The organism is Streptomyces sp. NPDC058469, assembly GCF_042721125.1.
In the GTDB taxonomy this organism is placed as follows: domain Bacteria; phylum Actinomycetota; class Actinomycetes; order Streptomycetales; family Streptomycetaceae; genus Streptomyces.
Genome location: NZ_JBHXME010000249.1, coordinates 1 through 11587, shown reverse-complemented (window position 1 = coordinate 11587; position 11587 = coordinate 1). Strand labels below are relative to the sequence as shown.

At 69.5% G+C, this 11587-nt stretch carries 10 protein-coding genes and 1 pseudogene; 1 reads left to right on the top strand and 10 read right to left on the bottom strand.

Translation table 11 applies throughout. The annotated features are described in order from the left end of the window. Positions 1-62 precede the first annotated feature (62 nt). The 9 genes from ACFWP5_RS49735 to pyrR all read right to left on the bottom strand — a co-directional run bounded on the left by ACFWP5_RS49735 (position 63) and on the right by pyrR (position 10640). Positions 63-386: an integration host factor gene (locus ACFWP5_RS49735; protein WP_019059734.1), complete on the bottom strand. Its 324-nt coding sequence runs from the start codon at positions 384-386 to the stop codon at positions 63-65. A 289-nt stretch (positions 387-675) separates the two neighbouring features. Then, positions 676-1521, bottom strand: a complete 846-nt coding sequence (pyrF, locus tag ACFWP5_RS49730) for an orotidine-5'-phosphate decarboxylase (protein ID WP_384173160.1) — start codon at positions 1519-1521, stop codon at positions 676-678. Beyond that, positions 1518-2624 (bottom strand): quinone-dependent dihydroorotate dehydrogenase, encoded by a 1107-nt coding sequence (locus tag ACFWP5_RS49725; RefSeq protein ID WP_384173157.1) that lies wholly within the window; start codon positions 2622-2624, stop codon positions 1518-1520. The genes pyrF and ACFWP5_RS49725 overlap by 4 nt, the downstream gene beginning before the upstream one ends. Before the next feature lie 74 nt (positions 2625-2698). Then, positions 2699-6007 carry a carbamoyl-phosphate synthase large subunit gene (gene carB / locus ACFWP5_RS49720; RefSeq protein ID WP_384173154.1) on the bottom strand — a complete coding sequence of 1103 codons (3309 nt, stop codon included), beginning with the start codon at positions 6005-6007 and terminating at the stop codon, positions 2699-2701. Continuing rightward, complete coding sequence (gene carA, locus ACFWP5_RS49715; protein WP_384173151.1) at positions 6000-7142, bottom strand: glutamine-hydrolyzing carbamoyl-phosphate synthase small subunit; 1143 nt, start codon at positions 7140-7142, stop codon at positions 6000-6002. Before carA ends, carB begins: the two co-directional genes overlap by 8 nt. Next, positions 7139-7723 carry a hypothetical protein gene (locus ACFWP5_RS49710; RefSeq protein WP_384173148.1) on the bottom strand — a complete coding sequence of 195 codons (585 nt, stop codon included), beginning with the start codon at positions 7721-7723 and terminating at the stop codon, positions 7139-7141. Before ACFWP5_RS49710 ends, carA begins: the two co-directional genes overlap by 4 nt. After that, on the bottom strand, positions 7720-9006 hold the full coding sequence (locus ACFWP5_RS49705; RefSeq protein ID WP_384173145.1) for a dihydroorotase: 1287 nt from the start codon (positions 9004-9006) through the stop codon (positions 7720-7722). The genes ACFWP5_RS49710 and ACFWP5_RS49705 overlap by 4 nt, the downstream gene beginning before the upstream one ends. 5 nt (positions 9007-9011) lie before the next feature. After that, on the bottom strand, positions 9012-9989 hold the full coding sequence (locus ACFWP5_RS49700; RefSeq protein ID WP_328684522.1) for an aspartate carbamoyltransferase catalytic subunit: 978 nt from the start codon (positions 9987-9989) through the stop codon (positions 9012-9014). An 87-nt stretch (positions 9990-10076) separates the two neighbouring features. Beyond that, positions 10077-10640 carry a bifunctional pyr operon transcriptional regulator/uracil phosphoribosyltransferase PyrR gene (pyrR, locus tag ACFWP5_RS49695; protein ID WP_352180427.1) on the bottom strand — a complete coding sequence of 188 codons (564 nt, stop codon included), beginning with the start codon at positions 10638-10640 and terminating at the stop codon, positions 10077-10079. Between the two features lie 252 nt (positions 10641-10892). Here pyrR and bldD point away from each other — a divergent pair, with 252 nt between their 5' ends. Then, positions 10893-11393 (top strand): transcriptional regulator BldD, encoded by a 501-nt coding sequence (bldD, locus tag ACFWP5_RS49690; protein ID WP_019059743.1) that lies wholly within the window; start codon positions 10893-10895, stop codon positions 11391-11393. Positions 11394-11429: 36 nt separating this feature from the next. On the opposite strand, the pseudogene ACFWP5_RS49685 reads toward bldD, so the two are convergent. Beyond that, positions 11430-11587, bottom strand: a pseudogene (locus tag ACFWP5_RS49685) (YbhB/YbcL family Raf kinase inhibitor-like protein); the annotation flags it as partial.

The following is an 11587-nucleotide window of genomic DNA, read 5'->3' as shown; positions in this document are numbered from 1 at the left end:
CAAGCCGCGATCATTCCAGCACTCCCGGTCTGCCCGGGACTCCCCGTCCGGAGTAACCGGACTCAGGAACCGGTGCTGCCGAACTCACGCTCCAGGGAAGCGATCTGGTTGGAACCAAGGCCACGGACACGGCGGCTCTCGGAGATACCGAGTCGCTCCATGATCTGCTTGGCGCGGACCTTGCCCACGCCGGGCAGGGACTCAAGCAGGGCGGAGACCTTCATCTTGCCGATGACGTCGTTCTCCTGACCCTGCTTGATGACGTCATGCAGGGAGGCGCCGGAGTGCTTGAGTCGATTCTTGACCTCGGCCCGCTCCCGGCGAGCCGCGGCGGCCTTTTCGAGCGCGGCTGCGCGCTGTTCAGGGGTAAGGGGCGGAAGAGCCACGCCTACGTCACCTCGGATGTCGAACTGTCGGATACGGACCGGTGAGGAACCTAGTCGCCCCACACCTGGGGAGCTACGAGCAACACGCTTGCCCGTTGACTCTGCTCGGAGACTAGCGGCCAGGGACGCCAGAGTCAGCGAGAACAGAGGAAAAGTCCTGGTCAGCCTGCGCCAGGCCGGACATTTCCGACATAACGCCCCTGATTTGAGGATGTATTCAGACTCAAGTCGCTCCGGAGTCGGTCGTCGAGCCACTCATCGGAGGACTCGATCGACCCGTTCGAACACCTCAGACGGTCGCAAAGGCGACGCGGATCTCCTCCGCGAAGCGATCCGAGGCCGCTCGCAGCGCCCCCACGTCGGGACCGTGACGTAGAACACCCCGGCTCACGTTCGGGACGACATTGCGCAGCACCGTCCCGAAGACCCCGGGAAGATCGGCCGGAGTGGCCCCCTGCGCCCCGATGCCGGGCGCGAGGATCGGACCGTTGACCGCGAGGTCGTACGACGACAGGTCGCCCAGCGTGGCGCCGACGACGGCCCCGAAGGAGCCCAGCGGCTCCTCCCCCGCGTTCTCGGCGGCCAGGTGGGCCAGCATGGTCGCTCCGATGTTCCGGCCGTCCTCGCGGACGGCGTGCTGCACCTCGCCGCCCTCCGGGTTCGAGGTCAGCGCGAGCACGAAGAGGCCTGTGCCGCTCTCCCTGGCCAGTTCGACCGCCGGGGCGAGCGAGCCGTAGCCGAGATACGGCGAGACGGTCAGCGCGTCGGAGAAGAGCGGGGAGTCCTTCCGGAGGAAGGACTCCGCGTACGCGGCCATGGTCGAGCCGATGTCGCCGCGCTTGGCGTCCATCACGACCAGCGCGCCGGCCGCCCGCGCCTCCTCGACGGACTTCTCCAGGACGGCGATCCCGCGCGAGCCGAAGCGCTCGAAGAAGGCGCTCTGCGGCTTGAGGACGGCGACCCGGTCGGCGAGTGCCTCGACGACCGTGCGGCTGAACCGCTCCAGCCCGGCGACGTCGTCGTTCAGGCCCCACTCGGTGAGCAGCGAGGCGTGCGGGTCGATGCCGACGCAGAGCGGGCCGCGTTCGTCCATGGCTCGGCGGAGACGTGCGCCGAAGGGTTCGAGAGGGCTCATACCGGCTTCCTTACGTCGGCACCGACCGCGTCGGCGAGGGTGGCGTACGGGCTCGTGCGCAGGCGCGCGGCGAGGCCCTTGTGGATGGCGCGGCCCCAGAAGGGCCCTTCGTAGATGAAGGCGCTGTAGCCCTGCACGAGCGTGGCGCCGGCGAGGATGCGCTGCCAGGCGTCCTCGGCGTTCTCGACGCCGCCGACGCCCACGAGGGTGATGCGGTCGCCCACGCGCGCGTAGAGGCGGCGCAGTACCTCCAGGGAACGAGCCTTCAGCGGGGCCCCGGACAGTCCGCCGGTCTCTTTGACGAGCTCGGGTTCGGATTTCAAACCGAGTCCCTCGCGCGCGATGGTCGTGTTCGTGGCGATGATGCCGTCCAGGCCCAGCTCCACGGCGAGGTCGGCGACCGCGTCCACGTCCTCGTCCGCGAGGTCCGGGGCGATCTTCACCAGGAGCGGGACGCGGCGGTCGGTCACCGCGCGGTCGGCGGCCTCGCGAACGGCACTCAGCAGCGGGCGCAGTGCCTCGGTCGCCTGGAGGTTGCGCAGCCCGGGCGTGTTGGGCGACGACACGTTGACGACGAGATAGTCGGCGTGCCGGGCGAGTCGCTCGGTCGACTTCACGTAGTCGCCGACCGCCTCCTCCTCGGGTACGACCTTGGTCTTGCCGATGTTGACGCCCACGACGGTCCTGAAGACCGCCTCACGAGCCTCCAGCCGGGCCGCCACGGCCGCGGAGCCCTCGTTGTTGAACCCCATGCGGTTGATCAGCGCGCGGTCCGGCACAAGGCGGAACAGCCGCTTCTTGGGGTTGCCGGGCTGCGGCTCCCCCGTGACCGTGCCGATCTCGACGTGGTCGAAGCCGAGCATCGACATGCCGTCGATCGCGACCGCGTTCTTGTCGAAGCCGGCGGCGAGCCCGAACGGGCCGTGCATGCGCAGCCCGAAGGCCTCTGTCCGCAACTCCTCGAACCGGGGCGCGAGGGCGGCCGCGACGAACGTCCGCAGCACGGGGACGCGGACGGCGAGCCTGATCCAGCGGAAGGCGAGGTGGTGGGCCTGCTCCGGGTCCATCCGTTTGAAGACCAGACGGAAGAAAAGCTTGTACATGTCGGTGTCCTCTTGAAGCCTCTGGTGACCTCGTGAAGAGGGGGACACCGTTTCCGGTGTCCCCCTCAGGGCTGCTAGCCGCGGGCCGCGGTCAGGTGTTCGGCGTGTTCCTGGAGTGAACGCACGCCCACGTCACCGTGGTTGAGGGCGTCGATGCCCTGGACGGCGGCGGCGAGCGCCTGGACCGTCGTCAGGCACGGCACCGACCGCGCCACGGCCGCCGTACGGATCTCGTAGCCGTCGAGGCGGCCGCCGGTGCCGTACGGGGTGTTGACGATGAGGTCGACCTCGCCGTCGTGGATGAGCTGGACGATGGTCTTCTCGCCGTTCGGGCCGACGCCCTCGGACTGCTTGCGGACGACCGTCGCGTTGAGGCCGTTGCGCTTGAGGACCTCGGCGGTGCCGGACGTGGCGAGCAACTCGAAGCCGTGGGCGACCAGTTCGCGCGCCGGGAAGATCATCGAGCGCTTGTCGCGGTTGGCGACCGAGATGAACGCGCGGCCCTTGGTGGGCAGCGGGCCGTAGGCGCCCGCCTGGGACTTGGCGTACGCCGTGCCGAAGACGGAGTCGATGCCCATGACCTCGCCGGTGGAACGCATCTCCGGGCCGAGGACCGTGTCGACGCCACGCCCGTGGATGTCGCGGAAGCGCGACCAGGGCATGACGGCCTCCTTGACGGAGATCGGCGCGTCGAGGGGGAGTTCGCCGCCGTCGCCGTGGGCCGGGAGCAGCCCCTCGGCGCGCAGTTCGGCGACGGTCGCGCCCAGCGAGATCCGGGCGGCGGCCTTCGCGAGCGGTACCGCGGTCGCCTTCGAGGTGAAGGGGACCGTACGGGACGCGCGCGGGTTGGCCTCCAGGACGTAGAGGATGTCGCCGGCCATCGCGAACTGGATGTTGATCAGTCCGCGCACTCCAACGCCCTTGGCGATGGCCTCCGTTGAAGCCCGCAGGCGCTTGATGTCGAAGCCGCCCAGGGTGATCGGCGGCAGGGCGCAGGCCGAGTCGCCGGAGTGGATGCCGGCCTCCTCGATGTGCTCCATGACACCGCCGAGGTACAGCTCGTGGCCGTCGTACAGCGCGTCGACGTCGATCTCGATGGCGTCGTCGAGGAAGCGGTCGACCAGGACCGGCCGGGAGGGGCTGATCTCGGTCGACTCGGCGATGTACGACTCCAGACGGGTCTCGTCGTAGACGATCTCCATGCCGCGTCCGCCGAGGACGTAGGAGGGCCGGACGAGGACCGGGTAGCCGATCTCGTCGGCGATGGCCTTGGCGCCCACGAAGGTGGTGGCGGTGCCGTGCTTGGGGGCGGGGAGGCCCGCCTCCGCGAGGACCTGGCCGAAGGCGCCGCGGTCCTCGGCGGCGTGGATCGCCTCGGGGGGCGTGCCGACGACCGGCACGCCGTTGTCCTTGAGCGCCTGCGCCAGGCCCAGCGGGGTCTGGCCGCCGAGCTGCACGATCACACCGGCGATCGGACCGGCCAGCGACTCCGCGTGGACGATCTCCAGCACGTCTTCCAGCGTGAGCGGCTCGAAGTACAGGCGGTCGGAGGTGTCGTAGTCCGTGGAGACGGTCTCGGGGTTGCAGTTGACCATCACGGTCTCGTAGCCCGCGTCGCTGAGCGCGAAGGAGGCGTGGACGCAGGAGTAGTCGAACTCGATGCCCTGGCCGATGCGGTTGGGACCGGAGCCCAGGATGATGACCGCGGGCTTCTCGCGCGGGGCGACCTCGTTCTCCTCGTCGTAGGACGAGTAGAAGTACGGAGTCTTCGCGGCGAACTCGGCGGCGCAGGTGTCGACCGTCTTGTAGACCGGGCGGATGCCGAGCGCGTGCCGGACCTCGCGGACGACGTCCTCGCGGAGGCCGCGGATCTCGCCGATCTGCTGGTCGGAGAAGCCGTGCCGCTTGGCCTCGGCGAGCAGGTCGGGGTCGAGCTTGTCGGCGGCGGCCAGCTCGTCCGCGATCTCCTTGATGAGGAAGAGCTGGTCGACGAACCAGGGGTCGATCTTCGTGTAGTCGAAGATCTCCCCCTGGGTGGCGCCCGCGCGGATGGCCTGCATGACGGTGTTGATCCGGCCGTCGGTGGGCCGTACGGCCTCCTCCAGGAGCTGTACCTTGTCGCCGGGCTCGCCCACGAAGGTGAACTGGCTGCCCTTCTTCTCCAGCGAGCGCAGCGCCTTCTGGAAGGCCTCGGTGAAGTTGCGGCCGATGGCCATGGCCTCGCCGACCGACTTCATGGTGGTCGTGAGGGTGGAGTCGGCGCTCGGGAACTTCTCGAAGGCGAAGCGCGGGGCCTTCACGACCACGTAGTCGAGGGTCGGCTCGAAGGAGGCCGGGGTCTCGCGCGTGATGTCGTTCGGGATCTCGTCGAGCGTGTAGCCGACGGCCAGCTTCGCGGCGATCTTGGCGATCGGGAAGCCGGTCGCCTTGGAGGCCAGCGCCGAGGAGCGCGACACGCGCGGGTTCATCTCGATGACGATGACGCGGCCGTCGACCGGGTCGATCGCGAACTGGATGTTGCAGCCGCCGGTGTCGACGCCGACCTCGCGGATGATCGCGATGCCCACGTCGCGCAGCACCTGGTACTCACGGTCGGTCAGCGTCATCGCCGGAGCGACGGTGATCGAGTCGCCGGTGTGCACGCCCATGGGGTCGAAGTTCTCGATGGAGCAGACGACCACGACGTTGTCGTTCTTGTCGCGCATCAGCTCCAGCTCGTACTCCTTCCAGCCGAGGATGGACTCCTCCAGGAGGACCTCGGTGGTCGGCGAGAGGGTCAGGCCCTGGCCGGCGATGCGGCGCAGCTCCTCCTCGTCGTGCGCGAAGCCGGAGCCCGCGCCGCCCATCGTGAAGGAGGGGCGGACCACGACCGGATAGCCGCCGAGCGTGTCGACGCCCGCCAGCACGTCGTCCATGGAGTGGCAGATGACCGAGCGGGCGGACTCGCCGTGCCCGATCTTCTGGCGCACGGCCTCGACGACGTCCTTGAAGAGGTTGCGGTCCTCACCCTTGTGGATGGCCTCGACATTGGCGCCGATCAGCTCGACGCCGTACTTCTCCAGGGTGCCCGCCTCGTGCAGCGAGATGGCGGTGTTGAGCGCCGTCTGACCACCCAGGGTGGGCAGGAGGGCATCCGGCCGCTCCTTGGCGATGATCTTCTCGACGAAGTCCGGGGTGATCGGCTCGATGTAGGTGGCGTCGGCGATCTCCGGGTCGGTCATGATCGTCGCCGGGTTGGAGTTGACCAGGATGACGCGGAGGCCCTCGGCGCGCAGGATGCGGCAGGCCTGGGTGCCGGAGTAGTCGAACTCGGCGGCCTGGCCGATGACGATCGGGCCGGAGCCGATGACCAGGACGGACTGGATATCGGTGCGCTTAGGCACGCTGGCCCTCCATCAAGGATGTGAAGCGGTCGAACAGGTAGGCGGCGTCGTGCGGGCCGGCCGCCGCCTCGGGGTGGTACTGGACGCTGAACGCCGGCCGGTCGAGCAGCCGCAGCCCCTCGACGACCTGGTCGTTCAGGCAGACGTGCGAGACCTCGGCGCGGCCGTACGGCGTGTCGGAGACCTTGTCGAGCGGCGCGTCGACGGCGAAGCCGTGGTTGTGCGCGGTGACCTCGACCTTGCCCGTCGTACGGTCCTGGACGGGCTGGTTGATGCCCCGGTGGCCGTACTTCAGCTTGTACGTGCCGAAGCCGAGCGCGCGGCCGAGGATCTGGTTGCCGAAGCAGATGCCGAAGAGCGGGGTGCCACGCTCCAGGACCGCCTGCATGACGGCGACCGGATGGTCGGCGGTGGCCGGGTCGCCCGGGCCGTTGGAGAAGAACACACCGTCGGGCTGCACCGCGTAGACGTCCTCTACGGTCGCCGTGGCCGGGAGCACGTGGACCTCGATGCCGCGTTCGGCCATGCGGTGCGGGGTCATGCCCTTGATGCCGAGGTCGACGGCGGCGACGGTGAACTTCTTCTCACCGATCGCGGGGACGACGTACGTCTCCTTGGTGGCGACCTCGGCGGAGAGGTCGGCGCCCGTCATCTCGGGGGCCTGGCGCACCTCGGCGAGCATGGCGTCGTCGTCGGGCAGCGAGGGGCCGGAGAAGATGCCGACGCGCATCGCGCCGCGCTCACGCAGATGGCGGGTCAACGCGCGCGTGTCGATGCCGGAGATGCCGACGACTCCCTGGTTGCGCAGCTCCTCGTCCAGGGAGCGGCGGGAGCGCCAGTTGGAGGGCACGCGCGCGGGGTCGCGCACCACGTAACCGGCGACCCAGATGCGCTGCGACTCGGAGTCCTCGTCGTTCACACCGGTGTTGCCGATGTGCGGGGCGGTCATCACGACGACCTGGCGGTGGTACGACGGGTCGGTGAGGGTCTCCTGGTAGCCGGTCATGCCGGTGGAGAACACGGCCTCGCCGAAGGTCACCCCCACGGACCCGTAGGCACGGCCGCGGAAGATCCGGCCGTCCTCCAGGACGAGTACGGCGGGAACCTTGGCGGCTCCCCTGGTGGAGGTCGTCATCGTGCGCCTTCCGTGTCGGTCGTTTCGAGACTCTTGTTGATCATGTTGTTCAGGGCCTCGACCCATTCGGTGTGCTCGGCCGCGTGGTCGGAGCGGAAGCCGGAGTCGATCAGCCGGTCGCCGTGTGCCCACGTCACGACCAGCAGCCCGCCCTCGCTGAGGACCTTCCCGGCGATGCCCTTGCCGAGCAGGGCCTCGCGCAGCGCCTCGGCCGGGATGAAGAAGTCGGTGGCTCCCGGTCGTACGACATCCAGGCCGGCCTCCGTCAGCGTCAGCTCGACCCGGCTGCGGGTGCCCAGGCCGTGCGCCACGATGCGGTCGAGCCACTGCCCGGCGGTGGTGGAGCCGTGGTAGCGGCCGCTCATCGTCAGTTTCGCCTCGCCCGGCTCTTCCGGCGACGTGGGCAGCTCGGGCACGTCGCCCTGGAGCGTGCCGCGCCACTTCCAGCCCTCGCGCATCAGCCAGTAGACGAGCGCGATGAAGAGGGCGAGGCCGACGAGCCAGCCGATACGGGCGGCCCAGTCGGTCACCGGGGCGGACTTCTCCCCGGCGGCGAGGTAGGTCAGATGCAGAGGTGTCACGTGAGCTTCCCGTCGACGAGCGTGGCCTTGCCCCGGAGCCAGGTGTGCGTCACACGGCCCGGCAGCTCACGCCCCTCGTACGGGGTGTTGCGACTGCGCGAAGCGAAGCCCGCGGGGTCCACCGACCCACGGTATTCCGTGTCGACGAGCGTGAGGTTGGCGGGCTCACCAGCCGAGACGGGACGCCCGTGTCCGGTGGCCCGGCCGATCTCGGCGGGCTTGACGGACATGCGCTCGGCGACCCCGGTCCAGGTGAGGAGCCCGGTGTCCACCATGGTCTCCTGCACCACTGACAACGCGGTCTCCAGGCCGACCATCCCCATGGCGGCGGCGGCCCACTCGCAGTCCTTGTCCTCGTGCGGGTGCGGGGCGTGGTCGGTGGCGACGATGTCGATCGTGCCGTCGGCGAGCGCCTCGCGCAGGGCCAGCACATCGCGCTCGGTGCGCAGCGGCGGGTTGACCTTGAAGACCGGGTTGTAGGAGCGCACCAGCTCATCCGTGAGGAGGAGGTGGTGCGGGGTGACCTCGGCGGTCACGTCGATGCCCCGGGACTTGGCCCAGCGGACGATCTCGACGGACCCGGCGGTCGAGAGGTGGCAGATGTGGACGCGGGAACCGACGTGCTCGGCGAGCAGGACATCCCGGGCGATGATCGATTCTTCGGCCACCGCCGGCCAGCCCCCGAGCCCCAGCTCGGCGGAGACGACGCCCTCGTTCATCTGGGCGCCCTCGGTGAGCCGCGGCTCCTGCGCGTGCTGGGCGACGACTCCGCCGAAGGCCTTCACGTACTCCAGCGCGCGGCGCATGATCACCGCGTCGTCGACGCACTTGCCGTCGTCGGAGAAGACGGTGACCCCGGCGGCCGACTCGTGCATCGCGCCCAGCTCGGCGAGCTTCTTGCCCTCCAGGCCTACGGTGACGGCGCCGATGGGCTGCACGTCGCAGTAGCCGTGCTCCTGGCCGAGCCGGTAGACCTGCTCGACGACACCGGCGGTGTCGGCGACGGGGAAGGTGTTGGCCATCGCGAACACGGCCGTGTAGCCACCGCTCGCGGCGGCACGGGTGCCGGTCAGGACGGTCTCGGAGTCCTCGCGGCCGGGCTCGCGCAGGTGGGTGTGCAGGTCGACGAGACCCGGCAGCAGCACCTTGCCGTCGGCCTCGACGACCTCGGCGCCCTCGGCACTCAGGCCGACGCCCACCTCGGAGATCGTGTCCCCGTCGATCAGGACGTCCTGCGGCTCGCCGCCGAGCACCTTCGCACCACGGATCAGGATCTTGCTCATGTGACTTACTTCTCCTCGATACGGGCGTGGCTGACGGCGGGTTCGTTGCCGCCCAGAAGCAGATAGAGCACGGCCATCCGGATGGACACTCCGTTTGCGACCTGCTCGACGACGGTGCAGCGGTCCGAGTCGGCGACCTCGGCGGTGATCTCCATGCCCCTGACCATCGGCCCGGGGTGCATCACGATGGCGTGCTCGGGCATCTTCGCCATCCGCTCGCCGTCGAGGCCGTAGCGCCGCGAGTACTCGCGCTCGGTCGGGAAGAACGCCGCGTTCATGCGCTCGCGCTGGACGCGCAGCAGCATCACCGCGTCGGACTTGGAGAGCGTGCTGTCGAGGTCGTAGGAGACCTCGCAGGGCCAGGCCTCGACGCCGACCGGCACCAGGGTCGGCGGGGCGACGAGGGTGACCTCGGCGCCGAGGGTGTGCAGCAGGTCGACGTTCGAGCGGGCCACCCGGCTGTGCAGGATGTCGCCGACGAGCGTGATCCGCTTGCCGTCCAGGTCCTGCCCGAGCCCGGCGTCCCGGCCTACCAGCCGGCGCCGCATGGTGAACGCGTCGAGCAGCGCCTGCGTCGGGTGCTGGTGGGTGCCGTCACCGGCGTTGATGACGGCCGCGTCGATCCATCCGGAGGTGGCGAGCCGGTACGGCGCTCCGGAGGCACCGTGCCGGATGACGACCGCGTCGACGCCCATGGCCTCCAGGGTCTGCGCGGTGTCCTTCAGGGACTCGCCCTTGGAGACGCTCGACCCCTTGGCGGTGAAGTTGATGACGTCGGCGGAGAGGCGCTTCTCGGCGGCTTCGAAGGAGATACGCGTGCGCGTGGAGTCCTCGAAGAAGAGGTTCACGACGGTACGACCGCGCAGGGTCGGCAGTTTCTTGATCGGCCGGTCGGCGACCCTGGCCATCTCCTCGGCGGTGTCGAGGATCAGGACGGCGTCGTCGCGGGTGAGGTCGGCGGCCGAGATGAGATGACGCTGCATCTGTCAGGCTCCGTAAGGCAGTTCAGGTTTGGGGAGAATCCGGGCGTGCGGGGGCACGGCGTACCACAGGGGCACGGCGTCCGTCCGCTACGGGGTCTGCTTGGTGCCGAGCAGCACGGTGTCGCGACCGTCCTCCTCGGCGAGCTGGACCTTGACCGTCTCCCGCAGCGACGTGGGGAGGTTCTTGCCGACGTAGTCGGCGCGGATGGGCAGTTCGCGGTGGCCTCTGTCGACCAGGACCGCGAGCTGCACCGCGCGCGGGCGCCCGATGTCGTTCAGGGCGTCGAGGGCGGCGCGGATGGTGCGGCCGGAGAAGAGCACGTCGTCGACGAGGACGACCAGGCGGCCGTCGATGCCGTCACCGGGGATGTCGGTGCGGGCCAGCGCGCGGGGCGGGTGCATGCGCAGGTCGTCGCGGTACATGGTGATGTCGAGGGAACCGACCGGGATCTTGCGGTCGGTGATCTCCTCGAGTTTGACGGCGAGCCGCTGGGCGAGGAACACGCCCCGGGTCGGAATGCCGAGGAGCACCACGTCGTCGGCGCCCTTGGCGCGCTCGACGATCTCGTGGGCGATGCGGGTCAGGACCCGCGCGATGTCGGGGGCTTCGAGAACCGGCCGGGCATCGGACTCGTACTGCTGAGTGTCCATAAGAAACGGACCTCCTTCTCCGCCTCACGGGACGGACCTTAAAGGACGTCGGATTTGCGCCAACCACGGTAGCAGGCCGGGGCGACACCCCTGATCACCCCTATGGAGTAATCGGACACCGCTACCACGGAAGCGCCGGTGCGGACCATTCGGCTTGACGCGGAAGCGTAACGCTGCGTAACCTCACAGTGAGTTACCAGCCGCGCGGCGCGGAAACACTGCAGCCGCGTCGACACAGTGTCCGGGAGCTATATGTCCAGCGAATACGCCAAACAGCTCGGGGCCAAGCTCCGGGCCATCCGCACCCAGCAGGGCCTTTCCCTCCACGGTGTCGAGGAGAAGTCACAGGGACGCTGGAAGGCGGTCGTGGTCGGGTCGTACGAGCGCGGCGACCGTGCCGTCACCGTGCAGCGCCTCGCCGAGCTGGCCGACTTCTACGGGGTTCCGGTGCAGGAGCTGCTGCCCGGCACCACGCCGGGCGGGGCCGCCGAGCCGCCGCCGAAGCTGGTCCTCGACCTGGAGCGACTGGCCCACGTGCCCGCCGAGAAGGCCGGCCCGCTGCAGCGCTACGCGGCGACGATCCAGTCCCAGCGCGGTGACTACAACGGCAAGGTGCTCTCGATCCGCCAGGACGACCTGCGCACACTCGCCGTCATCTACGACCAGTCGCCCTCGGTCCTCACCGAGCAGCTGATCAGCTGGGGCGTACTGGACGCCGACGCGCGTCGCGCGGTCTCCCACGAGGAGAACTGACCCGCTCCACGCCTGAGCAGAAACGTGCCGCCGGTCTCAGGCCGGGTTCTCACCGGTCGGGGTCAGCACCGCGCGGCCCAGGATGGGGCCGGCCATGGTGAAGCCGAGGTAGGCCGTGGTGGCGTCGGCGGGTACGCCGTTTGACTCGACGTCCAGGGCGTGCACGACGGTGAAGTAGCGGTGCGGGCCGTGGC